Annotated in this window: 21 protein-coding genes; 9 read left to right on the top strand and 12 right to left on the bottom strand. The window is 58.5% G+C overall.

All coding sequences use genetic code 11. The features are described 5' to 3' along the window. Positions 1–41: 41 nt before the first annotated feature. The 5 genes from tcuR to ybfF all read right to left on the bottom strand — a co-directional run bounded on the left by tcuR (position 42) and on the right by ybfF (position 3,706). Entirely contained in the window at positions 42–968 is a 927-nt protein-coding gene (gene tcuR, locus ABLV78_RS18195) for a tricarballylate utilization LysR family transcriptional regulator TcuR (RefSeq protein WP_045393001.1), read from the bottom strand. Between the two features lie 112 nt (positions 969–1,080). After that, a complete protein-coding gene (gene fur, locus ABLV78_RS18190; RefSeq protein WP_015367698.1) occupies positions 1,081–1,533 on the bottom strand; it encodes a ferric iron uptake transcriptional regulator in 453 nt (150 codons plus the stop codon). Positions 1,534–1,825: 292 nt separating this feature from the next. Further along, positions 1,826–2,356 (bottom strand): flavodoxin FldA, encoded by a 531-nt coding sequence (gene fldA / locus ABLV78_RS18185; protein WP_015367697.1) that lies wholly within the window; start codon positions 2,354–2,356, stop codon positions 1,826–1,828. A gap of 149 nt (positions 2,357–2,505) precedes the next feature. Then, on the bottom strand, positions 2,506–2,799 hold the full coding sequence (gene ybfE / locus ABLV78_RS18180; protein ID WP_015367696.1) for a LexA regulated protein: 294 nt from the start codon (positions 2,797–2,799) through the stop codon (positions 2,506–2,508). A gap of 133 nt (positions 2,800–2,932) precedes the next feature. After that, positions 2,933–3,706, bottom strand: a complete 774-nt coding sequence (gene ybfF / locus ABLV78_RS18175) for an esterase (protein ID WP_045393004.1) — start codon at positions 3,704–3,706, stop codon at positions 2,933–2,935. Between the two features lie 229 nt (positions 3,707–3,935). Between ybfF and seqA the strand changes: the two genes are divergently transcribed. Genes seqA through ABLV78_RS18160 form a run of 3 tightly spaced genes read left to right on the top strand, consistent with a single transcriptional unit; the run spans position 3,936 to position 6,663 of the window. Beyond that, a complete protein-coding gene (seqA, locus tag ABLV78_RS18170) occupies positions 3,936–4,496 on the top strand; it encodes a replication initiation negative regulator SeqA (RefSeq protein ID WP_047049252.1) in 561 nt (186 codons plus the stop codon). 32 nt (positions 4,497–4,528) lie between these two features. Further along, positions 4,529–6,169 (top strand): phosphoglucomutase (alpha-D-glucose-1,6-bisphosphate-dependent), encoded by a 1,641-nt coding sequence (gene pgm, locus ABLV78_RS18165; protein ID WP_047049249.1) that lies wholly within the window; start codon positions 4,529–4,531, stop codon positions 6,167–6,169. A gap of 56 nt (positions 6,170–6,225) precedes the next feature. Further along, positions 6,226–6,663: a hypothetical protein gene (locus ABLV78_RS18160; RefSeq protein ID WP_045393008.1), complete on the top strand. Its 438-nt coding sequence runs from the start codon at positions 6,226–6,228 to the stop codon at positions 6,661–6,663. Here ABLV78_RS18160 and kdpE read toward each other — a convergent pair. Genes kdpE through kdpF form a run of 6 tightly spaced genes read right to left on the bottom strand, consistent with a single transcriptional unit; the run spans position 6,645 to position 14,430 of the window. Beyond that, positions 6,645–7,322, bottom strand: coding sequence for a two-component system response regulator KdpE (kdpE, locus tag ABLV78_RS18155; RefSeq protein WP_047049246.1), 678 nt, complete (start codon positions 7,320–7,322; stop codon positions 6,645–6,647). The genes ABLV78_RS18160 and kdpE overlap by 19 nt on opposite strands. After that, complete coding sequence (kdpD, locus tag ABLV78_RS18150) at positions 7,319–10,006, bottom strand: two-component system sensor histidine kinase KdpD (RefSeq protein ID WP_047049243.1); 2,688 nt, start codon at positions 10,004–10,006, stop codon at positions 7,319–7,321. Before kdpD ends, kdpE begins: the two co-directional genes overlap by 4 nt. Before the next feature lie 3 nt (positions 10,007–10,009). Next, on the bottom strand, positions 10,010–10,582 hold the full coding sequence (gene kdpC / locus ABLV78_RS18145) for a potassium-transporting ATPase subunit KdpC (RefSeq protein ID WP_045393015.1): 573 nt from the start codon (positions 10,580–10,582) through the stop codon (positions 10,010–10,012). 10 nt (positions 10,583–10,592) lie between these two features. After that, a complete protein-coding gene (gene kdpB / locus ABLV78_RS18140) occupies positions 10,593–12,641 on the bottom strand; it encodes a potassium-transporting ATPase subunit KdpB (protein ID WP_045381543.1) in 2,049 nt (682 codons plus the stop codon). A 20-nt stretch (positions 12,642–12,661) separates the two neighbouring features. Further along, a complete protein-coding gene (gene kdpA / locus ABLV78_RS18135) occupies positions 12,662–14,341 on the bottom strand; it encodes a potassium-transporting ATPase subunit KdpA (RefSeq protein ID WP_045393021.1) in 1,680 nt (559 codons plus the stop codon). Next, a complete protein-coding gene (kdpF, locus tag ABLV78_RS18130; RefSeq protein WP_020079348.1) occupies positions 14,341–14,430 on the bottom strand; it encodes a K(+)-transporting ATPase subunit F in 90 nt (29 codons plus the stop codon). The genes kdpA and kdpF overlap by 1 nt, the downstream gene beginning before the upstream one ends. 313 nt (positions 14,431–14,743) lie before the next feature. Between kdpF and ABLV78_RS18125 the strand changes: the two genes are divergently transcribed. Next, positions 14,744–14,950: a DUF2517 family protein gene (locus ABLV78_RS18125; RefSeq protein WP_015367687.1), complete on the top strand. Its 207-nt coding sequence runs from the start codon at positions 14,744–14,746 to the stop codon at positions 14,948–14,950. Positions 14,951–15,128: 178 nt separating this feature from the next. Continuing rightward, a complete protein-coding gene (phrB, locus tag ABLV78_RS18120) occupies positions 15,129–16,538 on the top strand; it encodes a deoxyribodipyrimidine photo-lyase (RefSeq protein ID WP_047049240.1) in 1,410 nt (469 codons plus the stop codon). Positions 16,539–16,541: 3 nt separating this feature from the next. Here phrB and dtpD read toward each other — a convergent pair whose 3' ends face one another. Continuing rightward, positions 16,542–18,020: a dipeptide permease DtpD gene (gene dtpD / locus ABLV78_RS18115; RefSeq protein WP_047049237.1), complete on the bottom strand. Its 1,479-nt coding sequence runs from the start codon at positions 18,018–18,020 to the stop codon at positions 16,542–16,544. A gap of 268 nt (positions 18,021–18,288) precedes the next feature. On the opposite strand from dtpD, the gene ybgI reads away from it, so the two are divergent. From ybgI to pxpA, 4 genes are read left to right on the top strand one after another with little or no spacing between them, the layout of a single operon-like run. Further along, on the top strand, positions 18,289–19,032 hold the full coding sequence (gene ybgI, locus ABLV78_RS18110) for a radiation resistance protein YbgI (protein WP_032707631.1): 744 nt from the start codon (positions 18,289–18,291) through the stop codon (positions 19,030–19,032). A 14-nt stretch (positions 19,033–19,046) separates the two neighbouring features. Next, complete coding sequence (gene pxpB, locus ABLV78_RS18105; RefSeq protein WP_004176857.1) at positions 19,047–19,703, top strand: 5-oxoprolinase subunit PxpB; 657 nt, start codon at positions 19,047–19,049, stop codon at positions 19,701–19,703. Then, complete coding sequence (pxpC, locus tag ABLV78_RS18100) at positions 19,697–20,629, top strand: 5-oxoprolinase subunit PxpC (RefSeq protein WP_047049233.1); 933 nt, start codon at positions 19,697–19,699, stop codon at positions 20,627–20,629. The genes pxpB and pxpC overlap by 7 nt, the downstream gene beginning before the upstream one ends. Continuing rightward, positions 20,619–21,362, top strand: coding sequence for a 5-oxoprolinase subunit PxpA (gene pxpA, locus ABLV78_RS18095; RefSeq protein WP_015367681.1), 744 nt, complete (start codon positions 20,619–20,621; stop codon positions 21,360–21,362). The genes pxpC and pxpA overlap by 11 nt, the downstream gene beginning before the upstream one ends. The last annotated feature ends 74 nt before the right edge of the window (positions 21,363–21,436 follow it).

The following is a 21,436-nucleotide window of genomic DNA, read 5'->3' as shown; positions in this document are numbered from 1 at the left end:
GCAGGGGCGGCAGGCGCTATGGCGTAAAGCTAAAGGGGGGTTTAGTGTGTGTAAAGACTGGCGCCCGGCCAGTTGCCGGATTCAACTAGCTGGCGCATGACTTTTGCCAGCATTACCCGTGCCGCAAGGCCTGCCGGGGTGAGTTCGTCATCGGAAAGACTGACCAGAAAATTCGGTCGGCTAAGTACCGGATTATCGACGCCGATCACTCTTAGCGCCTGGCTGTCGAGATGAGAAATCGCTGCGCCCGGCTGCAGCGTGGCGCCGAGCCCGTCACGAACGGCGCGCATCAGCAGGGCCAGGCCATCGATTTCAGCCACCACGTCAACGTTGATGGCGTGCTCCTGGCAAATAGCGTCCAGCCTGCCGCGCAGGCCATGCCCCTGGCTTGGCATAATCAGCGGGATGGCGGCCAGTTGGTTCGGGGAGATGCTATCGCCGGGCAGCGGCGCCAGCACGTCATGGGCGCCAATCAGGAACAGACGTTCCTCAAGAATGGGTCGGGCGCTCCAGCGCAGGATCTTCTCTTTCTGGAAAACGATGGCTAAATCGAGCTGGCGGGTGTTGATCATCCGTTCCAGATTGCCGGAGAGGCTCTCCACCAGGTGCAGGCGGACGTCGGCGTAGCTTTCGCGCATGGCGTTGATAAAAGGTACGCCCAGTACAGAAGCGGTGCTCGGCGCCATACCGACGCTGACGTGACCGGAAAGGCGCGCCTCGCGCGCGGCGAGAATAGCATCGTCAGCATGGCGCAGCGCCAGTTGCGCCTGCGAGTAAAAGGCAAGGCCGGCGCTGGTGGGCATTACGCCGCGCGAAGTCCGTTGCAGCAGGCGGATAGCGAGTTCATTTTCCAGACGCGCCATTTGCTGGCTGAGCGCAGAAACGCCAATATTCAGATCGAGCGCGGCGCGGCCCATACTGCCGGTTTCCACAATGCGGACAAAATAGCGTAGCTGGCGCAGCTCCATATTGACTCTCCGTACAAGGCGTTATGCACTGACAGAATACGCATGCCGGTGGATTTCGCCCATAAAAAAGCCAACCTTGAGGTTGGCTTTTTACGACAAACGAGACGGGAAATTATTTATTCACCGCATCGTGGGCATGTTCATCTTCGCGGCAGTCGCCTTCCGCACAGTGGCCGTACAGGTACAGGCTGTGGTTGGTTAAGCGGATGCCGTGTTGGGCAGCAATTTCACGTTGGCGGGATTCGATAGAATCATCGCTGAACTCGATCACTTTGCCGCAATCGAGGCAAATCAGGTGATCGTGGTGGTGCTGCTGAGTCAGCTCGAATACGGATTTACCGCCTTCGAAGTTGTGACGAGTCACGATGCCTGCATCGTCGAACTGGTTCAGCACGCGGTAAACGGTAGCCAGACCAATCTCTTCACCCATATCGATCAGGCGTTTATATAAATCTTCCGCACTGACGTGATGGTTATCCGGTTCCTGCAACACTTCCAGAATTTTCAGTCGGGGAAGTGTGACTTTCAGGCCAGCCTTCTTTAATGCGATATTGTTGTCAGTCATGCGGAATCTGTCCTGTTGCTAAAGATCGGCTTCCTTCAAAGGGAAGCAATACAGAGAATCACCCGATGTAATGCGTCTCATTATAGAGCTGCAACTCTGAAATGAAAACTGCAACCATCGCGCCTTGTAAGCTGTCAAAAACGAATTACCAGCTACAAACTGTGTCACGTGACCTCGTGGAATCAGAGGACATTGTACAGATATGTGATGAAAAGTTAAAAACTTGTAGCTATTAGTTTGATTGCTTTTATCTATTAATTCAGCGCAGCTTAATAGCTGCGCTGTTTGATTCTTAGGCGTTTTTGATTTCTTCCAGATGCAGCTCTTCGGAAATCTGCTTCACCCACTTCTCAACGCGCTCGTTGGTCAGTTCCGGCTGACGGTCTTCATCAATCGCCAGACCTACGAAGTGATCGTCGTCTGCCAGGCCTTTAGAAGCTTCAAAGTGGTAGCCCGCGGTCGGCCAGTGGCCAACGATGGTTGCGCCGCGCGGTTCAATGATGTCACGAATGGTGCCCAGCGCATCGCAGAAGTATTCTGCGTAATCTTCCTGGTCGCCGCAGCCAAACACGGCTACCAGCTTACCGTTGAAGTCGATCTCTTCCAGCGTCGGGAAGAAGTCGTCCCAGTCGCACTGCGCTTCGCCGTAGTACCAGGTTGGGATGCCGAGCAGCAGAATATCGTGGCTTTCCAGATCTTCTTTGCTGCTCTTGGCAATGTCGTGAACTTCAGCAACGTCTTTACCGAGCTGCTTTTGGATCATTTTTGCAATATTTTCGGTGTTGCCGGTGTCGCTGCCAAAAAAGATGCCGATGATTGCCATGAGTAAAATAACCTCTTGAAACTTAATGATGTGGTAGTGGCATTATGCCTACAGTTAACGGCAATCATAGCAGAACAGGGAAGGGCGCGGAAACAGCAATAACGTCCTGGTGCACACTCTGCTACATGAAAGCGATTTTTTTGCGTTTTTCAGACTTCGCCCTGGTTACGCAGGCAGGCCAGTTGGTGCATCAGCATCTCTTCGATAAGATCGCTGCGGCTCATGTTGCGGGCTTCCGCCAGCTCATTAAGCGCGTCGACCGCATCGGCGTTGAGCTTCAACTCAACGCGCTTCAAGCCGCGAACTTTATCGCGTTTGAGCTGATTGCGTTTGTTGATGCGCAGTTGTTCATCGCGCGAAAGCGGATTGGTTTTCGGTCTACCCGGGCGACGCTCATTTGCGAACAAATCTAATGTCGTTCGGTCCGTTTGTTCTTTTGCCATGATTCAGAGTGACTTCGGGGAAACAAGCTGCCGGGCTATAGCCGGCGCAGATAGCGCGCCATAATACATCAGGCGAACCGCTGCGCCAACGACCGCGGGCATTATGCCGCGCGGTCGGGCGTTTTTTAGCCACTCAGGCTTCAATTGTGCTCAGATAACGGCGAATTGCGCGTAAAACCGCCTCGGGTTTTTCCGCATGCACCCAGTGTCCGGCGCCGGCAATGACGTGAGCGCGGGCCTGCGGGAACTGCGCCAGCAGCGCGTCGCGGTATTCATCGGTAACATAAGGGGAGTTGCCGCCGGGAATAAATTGCGCCGGGTGCGGCCAGGCTGGCACCGTTTCCCAGCCGACAATATGCGGGTATTGATCCCACAGCGCCGGCACGTTGAAGCGCCACGCGCCGTCGACAAAGGATTTCAGCAGAAACTGAATGACGCCTTCTTCATTTATATGCTCGCGCATCACCTGCGCCGCCTGCTGGCGGGTGCTGGCGGCGGATTCGCTGACGGCGTTAATCGCCGCGAAGATCTCATCATGACGGCGGACGTGATAAGCCACCGGCGCAATATCAATCGCCACCAGCCCGGCGATGCGATCCGGCGCCAGCGCGGTCAGCGCCATCACCGCTTTGCCGCCCATTGAATGGCCGATAAAGGTCGCTTTCTCTATCTGATGATCGTCAAGAGTATCCAACAGATCCTGCGCCATCGCGCGGTAGGTCATCTCCGGCGAACGCGGCGATAAGCCGTGGTTGCGCATATCGACCTGCAATATATCGTAGTCGGCGACCAGATCGCGGGCGAGGATCCCAAGGTTGTCCAGGCTGCCGAACAGGCCGTGTACCAGGACGATTGGGGATTTATTGTGCGGGTTTTGTGCAGATTGCGCTCGGCTATTTAATTTCATGGCAAAGTTCTTTTTTTCGCTCCGTCGGGTTAGGGTATTATGTTGGACATTCTGCCATTAGGCTGCAAGACCCGGAAGCATTCTGAGTTTTACCGCCATCCTGGTTTGACGCTATTCGCGGTTGGGATTTGTCCTCTATCTGATGCCTTTTGCGCAGTAGTGTGAAAGACAAAGGATAGTTAATCCCGACGACTTGTATTCAGAAACAAAGAAATCGCACTGGATTAAGATGAAAACAATCGAAGTTGATGATGAGCTCTACCGCTATATTGCCAGCCACACTCTGCATATCGGCGAGAGCGCATCCGACATTTTACGGCGCATGCTGAAATTTACCGCCGTTTCTCAGCCTGCATCTGGCGCGCCTGCGGCGAAAGCCGCGCCGGCGGCTGCTCCTGCGTCGGCGCCAGTCGTCGAAGCGAAGCCGGCCAACCCGGTTAAAGATAAAGTCCGCGCCATGCGCGAACTGCTGTTATCTGACGAATACGCTGAACAAAAGCGCGCGGTTAACCGCTTCATGCTGGTATTGACTACGCTTTACTCGTTAGACAGTAAGGCTTTTTCAGAAGCCACTGAATCTCTGCACGGGCGCACCCGCGTATACTTCGCCGAAGATTCACGGACGCTGCTGAAAAGCGGTAATCAGACCAAACCGAAACAGGTTCCTGGTACGCCGTGGTGGGTTATCACCAATACTAATACCGGCCGTAAATGCAGCATGATCGAACACATCATGCAATCAATGCAGTTCCCTGCGGAGCTGATTGAAAAGGTTTGCGGCACGATCTAGTTAATTAAACTTTGCACCAGAAGGATCAGGCAATGGCAATCGATAAACGTGCGGGTCAGCCGGCACAACAGAGTGATTTGATTAACGTCGCCCAGCTGACCGCTCAGTACTATGTGCTGAAGCCGGAAGCGGGTAATGCGGAGCATGCGGTTAAGTTCGGCACCTCCGGCCATCGCGGTAGCGCAGGGCGCCACAATTTCAATGAGCAGCATATTCTGGCGATTGCGCAGGCGATTGCGGAAAACCGCGCGAAAAACGGCATCACCGGCCCGTGCTACGTGGGTAAGGATACCCACGCTTTATCCGAACCGGCATTCATTTCCGTGCTGGAAGTGCTGGCGGCGAACGGTGTTGATGTGATCGTTCAGGAAAACAACGGTTTCACTCCGACGCCGGCGGTCTCCAACGCGATTCTGGTGCATAACAAAAAAGGCGGCCCGCTGGCGGATGGTATTGTGATCACGCCATCGCACAACCCGCCGGAAGATGGCGGTATCAAATACAACCCGCCAAATGGCGGCCCGGCTGATACCAACGTGACGAAAGTAGTGGAGAACCGCGCTAATGAACTGCTGGCCGCCGGTCTGCAGGGTGTGAAGCGTATCTCTCTCGACGCCGCGCTGGCGTCCGGCCACGTAAAAGAGCAGGACCTGGTGCAGCCGTTTATTGAAGGGCTGGCGGATATCGTCGATATGGCGGCTATCCAGAAAGCGGGCCTGAAACTGGGCGTCGATCCGCTGGGCGGCTCGGGTATCGAATACTGGAAACGTATCGGCGAACACTACAAGCTGGATCTGACCATCGTCAACGATCAGGTCGATCAGACGTTCCGCTTTATGCACCTTGATAAAGATGGCGCGATCCGTATGGACTGCTCCTCCGAGTGTGCAATGGCGGGTCTGTTGGCGCTGCGCGATAAGTTCGATCTGGCCTTCGCCAACGATCCGGATTACGACCGTCACGGTATCGTGACTCCGGCTGGGCTGATGAACCCGAACCACTATCTGGCGGTGGCTATCAACTACCTGTTCCAGCATCGCCCACAGTGGGGCAAAGATGTTGCGGTTGGTAAAACGCTGGTTTCTTCGGCGATGATTGACCGCGTGGTTAACGATCTGGGCCGTAAGCTGGTGGAAGTGCCGGTAGGCTTCAAGTGGTTTGTTGACGGTCTGTTCGACGGCAGCTTCGGCTTCGGTGGTGAAGAGAGCGCCGGGGCATCGTTCCTGCGTTTCGACGGCACGCCGTGGTCCACAGATAAAGACGGTATCATCATGTGCCTGCTGGCGGCTGAAATCACCGCGGTCACCGGTAAGAACCCGCAGGAGCACTATAACGAGCTGGCGCAACGCTTTGGCGCCCCGAGCTACAACCGTCTGCAGGCCTCCGCCACTTCCGCGCAGAAAGCGGCGCTGTCTAAGCTTTCGCCGGAAATGGTGAGCGCCGATACGCTGGCGGGCGATCCGATCACCGCGCGTCTGACCGCGGCGCCGGGCAACGGCGCTTCTATCGGCGGGCTGAAAGTGATGACCGACAACGGCTGGTTTGCGGCCCGTCCGTCAGGCACCGAAGACGCCTACAAAATCTACTGCGAGAGCTTCCTTGGCGAAGAGCATCGCAAGCTAATTGAAAAAGAAGCGGTAGAGATTGTCAGCGAAGTGCTGAAAAACGCCTGATTGTCCTATCAGCATCAGGCCCCCCTGCGGGCCTGATTTTTTTCGCAAGGAATGCGATGAAATTACAACGGAAGTCCCTTTTTTTGTTCTGGGCGTGGATGGATCTCTTTTTCGTCCTGCAATTCTTATGGTGGAATATTTCCCACCGCCGTCTTCCTTTCTACGACGATCTACTGGCGTATCTTCAGCTGCTGCACACTTACGGCGCAGCGGCGGCCTGGCTGTACCCGCTGAATGTTCTGCTGATTATCAGCATTCCGCTGTCGATGATCCTATTTTTCCGTCAGAGCCGCTATGCGCTGTGGTTGGCCTGGGGGCAGGCGCCGCTCAGGCTGGTATTTATGCAGCCTTCGCTGTCGCTGGGTCTGTGGCTGATTCAAGCCGCCGGCGTCAGGAATTTAGCGATCCTGGCAGGCTTCCTGCTGCTCTCTGAAGGGCTGAAAATCGCCACTCTCTGGTACTGCAGAGGCGAATTTCAGGGCATAAAGCGATAGCCAATCCCGGTTTCGGTCAGCAGGTGCTGCGGCCGCGCCGGGTCAACCTCCAGTTTTTGCCGTAAGTGCCCCATATAAATCCGCAAATAGTGACTGTGTTCGACGGCGTTAGGCCCCCATACCTGATTCAGAAGCTGGCGCTGGGTGAGCACTTTGCCCGGATTGTTCAGCAGCGCCGCCAGCAGGCGAAACTCGATGGGCGTCAGGTGAATTTCTTCACTGCCGCGCACGATACGGCGGGCGGGGATATCGACGCTAATATCGGCAAAACGCACCACCGGCTCATCGGCCTGCGCGCTGCCGTGACGGCGCAGCGCGACGCGTAGCCGCGCCTGCAGTTCACCAATGCCGAACGGTTTACTGAGGTAGTCATCGGCGCCGGCGTCAAGGGCGGCGATTTTGTCATGCTCTTCGCTGCGCGCCGACAGCACGATAATCGGCATTTGGCTCCACTGGCGGACTTCGCGGATAAAATCATTACCATCCCCGTCCGGCAGGCCGAGATCGAGGATCGCTAAATCCGGTTTGCGGGTGGCGGCTTCGATTAGCCCGCGCTGCAGGGTTTCGGCTTCAAATACGCGCATGCCGTCAGCTTCCAGCGCAGTGCGCAGAAAGCGGCGGATAGCGTGTTCGTCTTCGATGATTAAAACGTTAATCACAATTCCTCGGTTAACTCTTCCAGTTCTGGGGGCGCTTCTCGCGGCAGTGTAACACGGAAACAGGCGCCGCCCTCCGGACGGTTGCTGGCGGTAATGCTACCGTCGTGCACCTCGACAATGGCCTGGCAAATGGCCAGCCCCAGGCCGACGCCGGGGATAGCAGACTCTTTATTACCACGGGCGAATTTATCAAAGATAGCCTGTTCCTGGCCTGCCGGGATCCCAGGACCATTATCCCAGACTTCAATGATCAACTGCTGCCTATCCGCTTCGGCGTGAATGCCAATCTGCGCCTGCGCGCCGGCGTATTTATGCGCGTTCTCCAGCAGATTGATCAGCACCCGTTCAAACAGCGGGCCGTCAACGTGGACCAGCAGCAGCGGGTCCGGCAGCGACAGCTGGATGCGCTGGCCGCCAAGCCCAGGCTCCAGCATACGCAGGGCGCTGCCAACAACCTCTTCGAGGGTTAACCACTCTTTGTGCAGATTAAAACCGCCGGACTGGATACGCGCCATATCCAGTAGATTATTCACCAGCCGGGTGGTGTTGAGCACGTGCTGGCGAATTTCGTTGGCCTGCGGCGCGTGCTTCGAACCTTCGCTGGCCAGATCGAGAGTGAGGATCTCCGCCTGGCCGAACAGGACCGTCAGCGGCGTCCGCAGATCGTGAGAGAGGGCGGCCAGCAGTGAGTTGCGCAGGCTTTCGCGTTCGCTGGTCAAGCGCGCCTGCTCTTCGCTGGCGGTCAGGGTCAGGCGCTCAAGGGCGCTGGCCACCAGCAGGGTAAAGGTTTCCAGCAGTCGCTGTTGTTCCGGGATCATCAGCTGACGCAGATTTTCCGGTTCGACCAGCAGCAGCCCCCAGGTGCGGGAGGCGCTTTGTAGCGGCAGAATTTGATATGGTACGCCGGGGAGAGTGTCGGTGCCGGCCCCGGCTGGCTGGCCTTTATCAAAACTCCAGCGGGCAATCGCATCATCCCACGAGAAAACGCCGGATTGCTGGGTCATCGGCTGCAGCTGCCCGTTCTCATCCGGCAGCAGTAGTTGGCTGCGGGCCTGAAAAGTGGAAGTAATAAAGCGTTCGCTGGTGGCGGCGATATCTTCGCGGCTGCGTCCGACCGCCAGCGCTTTCGACATTTCATACAGATGCCGGGTACGTCGCTCGCGATAACGCGCCACCCGCGCCTGGTAACGCATCCCGGCGGTCAGATTGCCGATCACCAGACCAACGGTCAGCATCACGCCGAACGTCAGCAGATACTGGACGTCGGAAACCGCCAGCGTACCGCGCGGAGCGACAAAAAAGAGATCGAAGCTAATGACGTTGATAAAGGTCGCCAGCACCGATGGCCAGCGGCCATACAGCAGAGCGATTATCACCACACCCAGTAGATACAGCATCACCAGGTTGGCGGCCTCAAAGGCCATCAGCCACTGCATGGCAACCACGGTGATAATGGCGCACAGCGCCACGGCCAGCAGACAGCCCTTCAACTGCTGGCGCCACTTATCGATCGCCGTGCGGTTGTCGTTCGCGCGGGCGGGCAGAGAAGCCGGTTTTTCATCCAGCGCGATCACCACCAGATCGAGGTCCGGGGCGCGGCGCGCCAGACGGTCGGCAAATCCGGCTCGTTCCCACCAGCGTCGCTCCCCCTGGCGACCAATCACAATTTTGCCGAGGTTATGTTCGCGAGCGTAATGCAGTACCGCTTTTTCTTCCGATGGATCGGAGAGGGTGGCGGTTTCGGCGCCTAACTCTTGCGCCAGCTTCAGCGCCGCGAGGATCGCCCGCCGTTTGGCCTCCGGTAGACGGTGCAGCGAGGGGGTTTCCACGTATACCGCGTGCCAGACGCTGCCGAGCCTGGCCGCCAGCCGGGCGGCGGCGCGAACCAGTTTTTCGCTGCCGGTGTTGTGGCCGATGCACAGCAGAATGGCGTCGCGGGTGTGCCAGACTTTTTCCTGCCCCTGGCGGTCGCGCCAGGCGCGCATTTGTTCGTCTACCCGGTCGGCGGTACGGCGCAGCGCCAGCTCGCGCAGGGCGATCAAATTACCTTTGCGGAAGAAGTTTTCGATGGCGCGTTCGGCCTGGCCGCCAATGTACACCTTGCCCTCATTCAGGCGCTGGCGCAGATCGTCCGGCGGCAAATCCACCAGAACTACATCATCAGCGGCGTCAAAGAAGGGGTCGGGGACGGTTTCGCGCACCTGCACGCCGGTAATACCGCTGACCACATCATTGAGACTTTCAAGATGCTGGACGTTGACGGTGGTGAAGACGTCGATACCGGCTTCGAGCAGTTCTTCGACGTCCTGCCAGCGTTTCGGGTGGCGCGAACCCGGCGCGTTGCTGTGCGCCAGTTCGTCCACCAGGATCAGCGCCGGACGGCGGGCCAGCGCGGCATCAAGGTCAAATTCATGGACGTAGCGTCCGCGATGGGAAATGCGTTTTTGCGGGAGGGTGCTGAGCCCCTCCAGCATGGCGGCGGTATCTTTGCGGCCGTGGGTTTCCGCCACGCCGATCAGAATATCCAGCCCCTGAGCGCGCAGCCGCTGCGCTTCCGCCAGCATTGCCCAGGTTTTGCCCACCCCGGCGCAGGCGCCGAAAAACACCTTCAGCTTGCCGCGATGCGGCGCAGCGGTTTGTTGCAGCAGACGGTCGGGGTCCGGACGCAGCGGCTCGTCACTCATTGATTAATCCTTTAGGGCATCCAGCGCCATATTCAGTTGCAGTATATTTACCACAGGTTGACCGAGAAAACTGAGCAACGGTTTTTGCGTCGCCTGATCCACTAGCTGTTTCACCTGCGCGTCGCTGAGATTGCGCGCTTTAGCGACGCGCGGTACCTGCCACAGCGCCGCGGCAGGGGTCAGGTTGTTATCCAGTCCGCTGGCCGATGCGGTAACCAGCTCGACCGGCACCGTTGGGTTCGCTTGCGGGTTCGCGGCGCGTAACGCCTGTACCCGTTCGCTAATCGCTTTATCCAGCGCCGGATTGCTGACCGCCAGATTACTGCCGCCAGAGGCCAGCGGATTATCCGCCACCTCGGCCGTCGCGGAAGGGCGGCCGTGGAAATAACCGGCTGCGGTAAAGTTCTGCCCGATCAGCGCGGAGCCGCGCACTTCGCCGTCGATCTGGATCAGCGAGCCGTTAGCCTGCTGCGGGAACCACCACTGCCCTAAGGCGGTAGTCAGCAACGGATACAGGCCGCCAGTGAGCAGGGTTAACAGAATAAATAGCACAAATGCCGGACGAATCAATGACATGGTAGTTTCCTCACACCAGACCGGTCAGGGTCAGCAACAGGTCGATGGCTTTAATACCAACGAAAGGCACAATCAGGCCGCCGAGGCCGTAAACCCACAGGTTGCGGCGCAGCATCGCCGATGCCGACAGCGGACGATAGCTCACGCCCTTCAGCGCTAAAGGGATCAGGCAGACGATAATCAGGGCGTTGAAAATAACCGCGCTCATGATCGCCGAAGAGGGCGAGTGCAGATGCATCACGTTCAGCATCGCCAGCTGCGGATAGGCGGCGGCGAAGGCGGCCGGAATAATCGCGAAATACTTGGCGACGTCGTTGGCGATACTGAATGTAGTTAACGACCCACGGGTCATCAGCATCTGTTTACCGATATGCACCACTTCAATCAGCTTGGTCGGGTTTGAGTCGAGATCCACCATATTGCCCGCCTCTTTCGCCGCCTGGGTGCCGGAGTTCATCGCGACCGCTACATCAGCCTGCGCCAGCGCCGGGGCGTCGTTGGTGCCGTCGCCGGTCATCGCCACCAGCCGTCCTTCCGACTGATACTGGCGAATCAGCGCCAGCTTGGCTTCCGGCGTCGCTTCGGCCAGAAAATCATCAACCCCCGCTTCGGCGGCGATGGCGGCGGCGGTCAGGCGGTTATCACCGGTGATCATCACCGTTTTAATGCCCATTTTGCGCAGCTGGGCGAAACGCTCTTTAATGCCGCCTTTGACGATATCTTTAAGCGAAATAATCCCCAGTACGCGCTCGCCTTCCGCGACGACTAGCGGCGTGGCCCCCTGGCGGGCGACCTCTTCTACCTGCTTATCGACATCGGCCGGGAAGTGGCCGCCGTTAGCTTCGATATGGCGGCGAATCGCGTCTACCGACCCTTTGCGGATCATACGTTGGTCGATGTTGATACCGCTCATACGGGTCTGGGCGGTAAAGGGGACAAATGTGGCGTGCAGCGACTGCAGGTCGCGTTCGCGCAGATTAAAGCGCTGTTTCGCCAGCACCACGATGCTGCGGCCTTCCGGCGTTTCATCCGCCAGCGAAGACAGCTGGGCGGCATCGGCCAGCACGCGCTCTTCGACGCCGCGCGCCGGCAGGAATGCCGAGGCCTGACGGTTACCAAGGGTGATGGTGCCGGTTTTATCCAGCAACAGTACGTCGACATCGCCCGCGGCTTCCACCGCGCGACCGCTGGTGGCGATAACGTTGGCGCCGAGCATTCTGCTCATCCCGGCGACGCCAATGGCGGAGAGCAGGCCGCCGATAGTGGTCGGGATCAAGCACACCAGCAGCGCGACCAGCACGGTAACGCTAACCGCATTACCGCTCCACGCCGAGAAGGGCCAGATGGTGGCGGTAGCCAGCAGGAATACCAGCGTCAGGGCGATCAGCAGGATCGTCAATGCGATTTCGTTCGGCGTTTTACGGCGCTGCGCCCCTTCAACCATGGCGATCATCCGGTCGAGGAAGGTTTCACCAGGGTTGACGCTGCAGCGGATCACCAGCCAGTCAGAAAGGATCCGGGTACCGCCAGTTACCGAGGCGAAATCGCCGCCGGACTCGCGGATCACCGGCGCGGATTCCCCGGTGATGGCGCTTTCATCTACCGAAGCGCCGCCTTCGATCACTTCGCCGTCGCAGGGGATAATGTCGCCGGCTTCCACCAGCACGATATCGCCTTTGCGTAACTCTTCCGCCGGGACGTGATCCATCGGGGCATCGTGCTGGGGCGCGCGCAGCTTACGGGCGAAAGCGGTTTTCTTCACTCCTTTCAGGCTATTGGCCTGCGCTTTGCTACGTCCTTCGGCCATGGCTTCGGCGAAGTTGGCGAACAGTACGGTAAACCATAGCCACAGGCTGACGGCGGCGGTAAAACCGGCGTGACCTGCGAGATACCCCCCGGCCATGGCCATCGCCAGCAGGGTGGTCAGCACGCTGCCGATCCAGACGATAAACATTACCGGGTTACGCCACTGCACCGAGGGGCTGAGTTTTTTCACCGCATCCAGCAGCGCCTGACGCACCAGCGTCGGCTCCAGCAGGGCTAATTGTTTGCGACTCATAACAGGCTGCTCCGCATCGCTTAAAGTAAAGAGAAGTGTTCCGCCACCGGGCCGAGCGCCAGTGCGGGGATAAAGGTCAGGGCGCCGACCAGCAGGACGGTGCCGATCAGCAGGCCGATAAACAGCGCATCGTGGGTGGCGAGCGTCCCGGAGCTGGCGGGCTGAATTTTCTTATTCACCAGCGATCCGGCAATCGCCATCACCGGGACGATCACCCCGAAGCGGCCCACCAGCATGCAGAACGCCAGCAGCAGGTTCCAGAAGGTCGTGCCGGCGCTTAAGCCGCCGAAGGCGCTGCCGTTGTTGTTGGCCGCCGAGGTGACCGCGTACAACACTTCGCTAAAGCCGTGCGGCCCAGGATTCAGCATGGCGCTGCGTCCGGCTTCGGTCATCATCGCCAGCGCGGTGCCGAGCAGTACCAGCGTCGGGGTCACCAGAATCGCCAGCGCGATCATTTTCATTTCGCGCACGTCGATTTTCTTGCCGAGATATTCCGGCGTGCGGCCAATCATCAGCCCGGCGATAAATACCGCCAGCATGACGAACAGCAGCATGCCGTACAGCCCGGAGCCCACGCCGCCGAAGACCACCTCGCCAATCTGCATCAGCCACATCGGCACCATGCCGCCCAGCGCGGTGAAGGAATCATGCATCGCGTTGACCGCGCCGCAGGAGGCCGCAGTAGTGACTACCGCAAACAGGCTGCTGGCGAGAATGCCAAAGCGGCTCTCTTTCCCTTCCATATTCAGGCTGCTGTCGGCGCCAAGGCTGAGCAGATGCGGATTTCCGCGGGTTTCCGCCCACATCACCACCGCCACGCAGACCACGAAAATCAGCGCCATCGCCCACAGGATGGCGCGCCCCTGACGGCGATCGCCGACCGCTTCGCCAAAGGCAAAACACAGCGCCGCCGGGATCAGGAAGATCGCCAGCATCTGCACCAGGTTGGTTAACGCCGTCGGGTTCTCAAACGGATGCGATGAGTTGGCATTAAAGAAACCGCCGCCGTTGGTACCGAGCATTTTGATTGCTTCCTGCGAGGCGACTGGCCCCATCGGCAGCCACTGGCGAACGCCTTCCAGGCTGGTGAATGGCTGATAAGCCTGCAGGTTCTGCGGCACGCCCTGTTGCACAAAGAACAGCGCGATCAGCAGAGAAAGAGGCAGTAGCAGCCACAGCGTAATGCGGGTCAGGTCGACCCAGGCGTTGCCGAGGGTGCTGACTTTTTGTCGCGCCCAGGCGCGGGTCAGTACGAAGATCACCGCAATACCGGTCGCGGCCGACAGGAAGTTTTGCACCGCCAGGCCCGCCATCTGGCTGAGATAGCTCATGGTGGTTTCCCCGGCGTAGGCCTGCCAGTTAGTGTTGCTGACGAAGCTTACCGCGGTATTCAACGCTAAATCCCATGACAGGTTGGGGAAGTGCTGCGGATTGAACGGCAGCCACCCCTGACACATCAGCAGCGCCATCAGCGCCGCGAGACCAATAGCGTTAAACAGCACAATGGCTATCAGGTACTGCCGCCAGTCCATCTCCTGGCTGCGAATCCCCGCCAGCCGCCAGATACCGCGCTCAACGCCGGCAAGTCCAGGAAGCGGAACATCGTTGATCATTCGCGCCAGCAGCGAACCGAGTGGCCGCGCCAGCACCAGCAGTACCAGCAGGAAGCTGGCGATAAGTAAGAACCCTTGCGCGGCCATCAGAACGCCTCCGCATGTATCAGGGCATAGACCAGATACGCCAGCAGCAGGAACACCAGCGTTACGCCGGCAATGATGCCTGTAGTCACTTTCCACCTCCGGGTGTGTCTCTTATTGATATACCGAGAGGGTAGGAATTTCGGCGCAAAGATTTCGCAAAAATCGCCGCGGGCGGTGTAAAAAAAGTATAAAAATGGCTAAAGGCACAATTTAACTAATGATTAGTATTAATTTAACTTTTTTGTAACTCAATTACGCCATGAATGTAAATTAAGTATAAATAAGTGCTTTTTAGTGGTCGGATGAGTAGTAAAATTACAACCAGCGCGGTACTATTTGTGCAGACAAACATTGTGACATTTACCGGCGTTGCTTGCCGGCCTGACAAAGGGGAGAGAAATTATGGCGTTGTACAAAGCTTATCCTGCTCACATTATCCTGATGCGTCGCGCTTTCGCCGTCGTGGCCGGGGTTGCTGCGCTGCCGGTGATGCTGTTCTGGAAAGATCGTGCCCGTTACTACAGCTGGCTGCATCGCGTATGGGCGAAAACCAGTGAGCAGCCGGTATGGATGGCGCAGGCAGAAAAAGCCGCGCACGATTTCTACTAATCCGCGCTGCTGCGACGAATATAGAAACCGCCGGTTGACGACCGGCGGTTTTTTTTCGTCTGCTGTCTACACTTAGCTTTCACGCGCCGTGGCAGAATTGGCAGGTGCTTATTTTGCCGCAGCGCGCTATTTTGCCGGCCTGAGTGATGAGTTTTGCTTACGGAGAGTGAGGAGTTTTATGGCCACCCATCTGGTCTGGTTTCGCATGGATTTACGCCTTCACGATAATCTGGCGCTGGCCGCCGCCTGCCGAGACCCGCAGGCGCAGGTGCTGGCGCTGTATATCGCCACGCCAGAGCAGTGGCGCCAGCATCATATGGCGCCGCGCCAGGCGGCCTTTATCGCCAGCCATTTACGCAGCCTGCACGCGGCATTAGCGGAACGCGGTATTCCGCTGCTGGTAGAAGAAGCGGAAGATTTCGCCGCCAGCATCGAGCTGCTGACGCGCTTCTGTAAACAGCACCAGGTGAGCCATCTATTTTATAACTATCAGTATGAGTTTAATGAGCGCCGGCGCGACGCCGGTGTTGAGAAAAGCCTGACAGAAGTTACCTGTCAGGGGTTTGACGACAGCGTGCTGTTGCCGCCGGGCAGCGTGATGACCGGCAACCGCGAGATGTATAAAGTCTTTACGCCGTTTAAAAATGCCTTTATCCGCCGCCTGCGTGAAGGGCTGCCGGAGTGCGTGGCGGCGCCTAAACCACGCCCGTCAGCCGCCCGTCAGGCGCCGCCGCTGCCTGAAATCAACTATCCGCAAACGGCATTTGACACCGATCTGTTCGCGGCGGATGAAAAAACAGCGCTCGCTCGATTGCGCGCGTTTTGCCAGCAGCCGGCGGCGGATTACGATCAGCAGCGCGATTTCCCGGCAATAGAAGGAACCAGCAGGCTATCGCCGTGTCTCGCGGTAGGCGTACTGTCGCCGCGCCAGTGCCTGCATCGCTTGCTACGGGAGCAGCCCGGCGCGCTGGATGGCGAAGCGGGCGCAAGCTGGCTGAACGAGCTTATCTGGCGCGAGTTCTATCGTCATCTGATGGTTTACTACCCGAAACTGTGTAAAGGCCGGCCCTTTGTCGCCTGGACCGACAAGGTCGCCTGGCGCAGCAATGAGGATGAACTGCGGGCCTGGCAACAGGGGCAAACCGGTTTCCCCATCGTCGATGCCGCCATGCGGCAGCTTAACGCCACCGGCTGGATGCACAACCGCCTGCGGATGATTGTCGCCAGCTTCCTGGCGAAAGACCTGCGCCTCGACTGGCGGCAAGGCGAGCGCTATTTCATGAGCCAACTGATCGACGGCGATTTGGCGGCCAACAACGGCGGCTGGCAGTGGGCGGCCTCGACCGGTACCGACGCAGCCCCTTACTTTCGTATTTTCAATCCGACGACCCAGGGGGAGAAATTTGATAAGCAGGGCGAGTTTATTCGCCGCTGGCTGCCGGAACTGGCGGAAGTACCAGAGAAAGCGCTGCATCAGCCGTGGCTGTGGGCGGATAAACAGGGGGTAGCGCTGAAGTATCCGCGCCCGCTGGTTGACCATAAGCAGGCGCGGCTGGAGACGCTGGCGGCCTGGGAAGCCGCCAGATAGTTTTTATTCTACCGCCAGTTGGCGGGTTTTGACCTTCACGGAGTGATACAGCCAGATGACCAGCACCAGGCCGACGCAGGCCAGCGCGCCCCAGGTGATCTGGCTGAAGACGTCGATATAGGCTTCAATCGAATAGTTAACCGCGCCGGCGGCATCAAACGACGCCTGCGACGTCTGGTCGGCGATGACGCCGGCCAGATAGTTGGCGATCGCCCCGGAAAGCAGCATATAGATACCGGTCAGCACTCCGGTGACGCCGGGGATTTCGATACGGGTGATTTGCGACATCGCTACCGGATCGATAAACAGTTCGGCGAAACCCATCACCGCCAGCCCCAGTACCATTAGCGGCATGGAGGAGTGGCCATACGCGGCCGACCAGCGGGCGCTTAAGGTCAGAATGCAGAACCCGGCGCTCATTAGCCCCAGACCGAGGGCGAATTTCCCCCAGATACGCACGGTGCGGTTGCCCTTGATGTTCTCTTTAACCAGCCATGCCAGCACCATACCGCAGAGCATCACCGCAAAGGCGTTAACCGACTGGAACATCGCGGTTGGTACTTCATAGCTCATGACGTGGCGGTTCACGAAACGGTCGATATAGAGGCTGATGGAGCTGCCGCCCTGCTGGGCGAAGGCCCAGAACAGCAGGCTAAAACCGGTGAGGACGATAATCAGGCGCAGCTCTTTACGCTGTTTGTCGTTCTCCGCGCGCAGATAAATGCGCGCCAGTACCGCCAGGCCAATCACCGTCGCGACGATCAGCGCATACACCGACCACTCCTGCCAGAACAAGACGGTAATCAGCAGCGGCGTCGCCACCAGCAAAACCAGCAGCCAGCCCCAGTTTGGCAGGACAAAGGTCCGCGCGCGCAGCGCCTCGCGGTTAACGCCGGTGGTATGGCGGAAGTGGCGACCGCCGCAGAGGAAAATCACCAGTCCGGCAATCATGCCGACTGCCGCCAGCGCAAAGCCCATCGCCCAGCTGTACTCTTCCTGCACGTAGCCGCAGGCGATAGGCGCGATGATCGAACCAATATTCCCCGCGGCGTACATCAGCGAGAAGCCGCCATCGCGGCGCGGATCGGTCGGCTCGTACAGTTCGCCAAGCAGGCAGCTAACGTTGGATTTAAACAGTCCGTAACCGCAAACGATAATCGCCAGCGATAGATACAGGAAGGTGGGAGCGACTTCGCTGGCGCCGAGCACCAGGTGACCGATAGCCATGAGTAGCGCGCCGAGCATCACCGCCATGCGGTTGCCGAGCAGTTTGTCGGCGAGGAAGCCGCCGAGAATAGGGGTGACGTAGACCAGGGAGCAGTAGGCGCTAAACAGGGTGTAGGCGTGGTTATCGTCGTACTTGAGCTGGTTGGTGAGGTACAGGATTAACAGCGCCCGCATGCCGTAAAAACTGAAGTATTCCCAAATTTGCAGCGCAACGACGTAATAAATCGCCCGTGGCTGTGAAGTTTGTCTGTTCATGTAACGTTCATTTCCTGGCCGTAAAACGAAAGTCGATCTTTCTGCATGAATAGCGTTTGTCTGGTGTTATTCATGGCCTAAATGGCTTTCTGGTTATTTAATATGCTTTATAAGTGCATAAATATACACTAATGCGCGGTGAGGGGAAGAGGCAATTTGGGCGATTACGCGAATGGCTGAAATGGACCCTTTGGCGTCGCTATCGACGACTCGGGCGGATGTGGTTATGTTATAGGTTTGTGCAAACTGATTTTCTGATGGAGCGGCAATGAAAAATAGCGAACTGGAACAATTAATTAACGAAAAACTGAATAGCGCGGCCATCAGTGATTACGCCCCGAACGGCCTGCAGGTGGAAGGGCGGGAGACGGTGCGGAAAATCGTCACCGGCGTGACCGCCAGCCAGGCGCTACTTGATGAAGCCGTTCGTCTGCAGGCGGATGCGGTGATTGTGCATCACGGTTACTTCTGGAAAGGCGAGTCGCCGGTGATCCGCGGCATGAAGCGCAATCGGCTGAAAACGCTGCTGGCCAACGATATCAACCTTTATGGCTGGCATTTACCGCTGGATGCGCATCCGGAACTGGGCAATAACGCCCAGCTGGCGCAGCTGCTGGGGATTAATGTAATGGGGGAAATCGAGCCATTGGTGCCGTGGGGCGAGCTGTCTATGCCGGTATCCGGGCTGGAACTGGCATCGTGGATTGAAGCGCGATTAGGGCGTAAACCGCTGTGGTGCGGCGATACCGGGCCGGACAAAGTTACCCGCGTCGCCTGGTGTACCGGCGGCGGCCAGAGCTTTATCGATAGCGCGGCCCGCTTTGGCGTCGATGCCTTTATTACCGGCGAAGTGTCTGAGCAGACGATTCATTCCGCCCGTGAGCAGGGGTTGCATTTTTATGCCGCCGGCCATCATGCCACCGAGCGCGGCGGTATTCGCGCCCTGAGCGAGTGGCTGACGGAAAATACCGACCTGGACGTCACCTTTATTGATATCCCTAACCCGGCCTGATGAGAGAGAAAAAAGTGCAGCGAGCGCGTTGTTATCTATTAGGTGAAACGGCGGTGGTCCTGGAGCTTGAGCCTCCGGTGACCCTGGAGAGCCAAAAACGTATCTGGGGCCTGACGCAGCGGTTGACCGATCGCGAAGAGGTGGTTGAAGTGATCCCGGGGATGAACAACATCACCGTTGTGCTGCGTCGTCCGCAGGAGATGGCGTGGGAGGCGATTGACAAGCTGCAGCGCTGGTGGGAAGAGAGCGATGCGCTGGAGCCGGAATCCCGTGAGATAAGTATCCCGGTTATCTACGGCGGCGAGGCGGGGCCAGACCTTGGCGACGTCGCGCGCCATAGCGGGTTGAGCGAAAAGCAGGTGGTGGAGCTGCACTCTTCGGTGGAGTACATGGTGTGGTTTCTGGGTTTCCAGCCGGGGTTTCCGTACTTTGGCGGCCTGCCGGAGCAGCTGGCGATGCCGCGTCGCGCCGAGCCGCGCGTACTGGTACCGGCGGGATCGGTAGGTATCGGCGGATCGCAAACCGGTATTTATCCGCTGGCGACGCCGGGCGGCTGGCAGCTGCTGGGTCGCACGCCGCTGGCATTATTCGATCCAAAACGTGAAGAGCCGGTGCTGCTGCGTTCTGGCGATCGCGTGCGCTTTGTGCCGCAGAAGGAGGGGGTATGTTGAAATTTATCCGCGCCGGCATGTACACCTCGGTCCAGGATGGCGGCCGGGAAGGCCAGCGCCAGTGGGGAATTAGCCGCTGCGGCGCGCTGGATAAACCGGCAATGACTATTGCCAATCTGCTGGTGGGCAATGCGCCGGAGACGGCGGCGCTGGAAATTACGCTGGGTCAGGTCGATGTACAGTTTACCCGCCATTGCTGGTTCGCGTTGACCGGAGCCGCCTGTGAAGCGACGCTCGACGGCGCGCCGGTCTGGTTGGGCTGGCGAATGGAAGCGAAGGCCGGGCAGCGGCTGGTGTTGAAAACTCCGCAGCATGGGATCCGCAGCTACCTGGCGGTGGCGGGCGGTATCGACGTGCCTGAAGTTTTAGGTTCCCGCTCTACCGATCTGAAAGTCGGTATCGGCGGAATCGAAGGGCGCCGGTTGCAGGATGGCGATCAATTGAAGATTGGGAAATCCTCCCGCCGCTTTAGCGCCTCGCGCGGCGTTAAACAGCTACCGACCGGTAATATCATTCGCGCGCTGCCGGGGCCGGAGTATCACGAATTCGACAGCGTGTCGCAGGAGTCTTTCTGGCGTTCGCCGTGGCGCCTTAGCCCGCAGAGCAACCGTATGGGCTACCGCCTGCAGGGCCAGCCGCTCAAACGCACAACCGACCGGGAAATGCTCTCCCATGGCCTGCTGCCCGGGGTGGTACAGGTGCCGCATAACGGCCAGCCGATTGTGTTGATGAACGATGCGCAGACCACCGGCGGCTATCCGCGTATAGCCTGCATTATTGAAGCCGATATGTACCAACTGGCGCAAATTCCGCTGGGTCAGCCGATCCATTTCGTCCCCTGTTCGCTGGAAGACGCGCTGAAAGCGCGCGCCGACCAGCAGCGTTACCTTGAACAACTGGCCTGGAGATTAAGCGATGAAAATTGATTTAAATGCCGACCTCGGCGAAGGCTGCGCCAGCGATAGCGCGCTGCTGCAGCTGGTCTCTTCCGCCAATATCGCCTGCGGCTTTCACGCCGGTGATGCGCTGCTCATGCAGCAGTGCGTGCGCGAGGCGCTGAAAAACGGCGTTGCTATTGGCGCGCACCCAAGCTTCCCGGACCGGGAAAATTTCGGCCGCACCGCGATGCAGTTACCGCCAGAGACGGTCTACGCCCAGGTGCTGTACCAAATTGGCGCGCTGGCGGCGATTGTACATGCCCAGGGCGGCGAGCTGCGGCACGTCAAACCGCACGGCATGTTGTACAACCAGGCGGCGAAAGAGCCACCGCTGGCCGATGCCATCGCTCGCGCGGTGCGCGATGCCGACGCCGGGCTGGTGCTGGTCGGGCTGGCGGGGAGCGAGCTTATCCGCGCCGGACAGCGCTATCAGCTGACGACGCGCCAGGAAGTCTTCGCCGATCGCGGTTATCTCGCTGACGGTAGCCTGGTGCCGCGCAGCCAGCCGGGCGCGCTGATTGAGAGCGAAGAACAGGCGTTGGCGCAAACGCTGGAAATGGTGCAGCACAACCGGGTGCGCAGCCTGAGCGGCGAATGGGCGCATGTGAAGGCGGAAACGGTCTGCCTGCATGGCGATGGCGCTCATGCGCTCGATTTCGCCCGACGCTTGCGCGCTGCTTTCGCAGGGCGCAATATCGACGTCAGCGCGGACATTGATTAATAGTCCGCCTTAGTATTATTAATAATAATTAAATCAAATAACTAACAACACTCACAACTCAACAGGACGTTATT

Origin of the sequence: Klebsiella sp. CN_Kp075 (assembly GCF_040065055.2) — a bacterium.
Classification (GTDB): domain Bacteria; phylum Pseudomonadota; class Gammaproteobacteria; order Enterobacterales; family Enterobacteriaceae; genus Klebsiella; species Klebsiella aerogenes.
The sequence above is the reverse complement of the archived record's forward strand: the minus strand, read 5'-3'. Positions and strand labels throughout refer to the sequence as shown.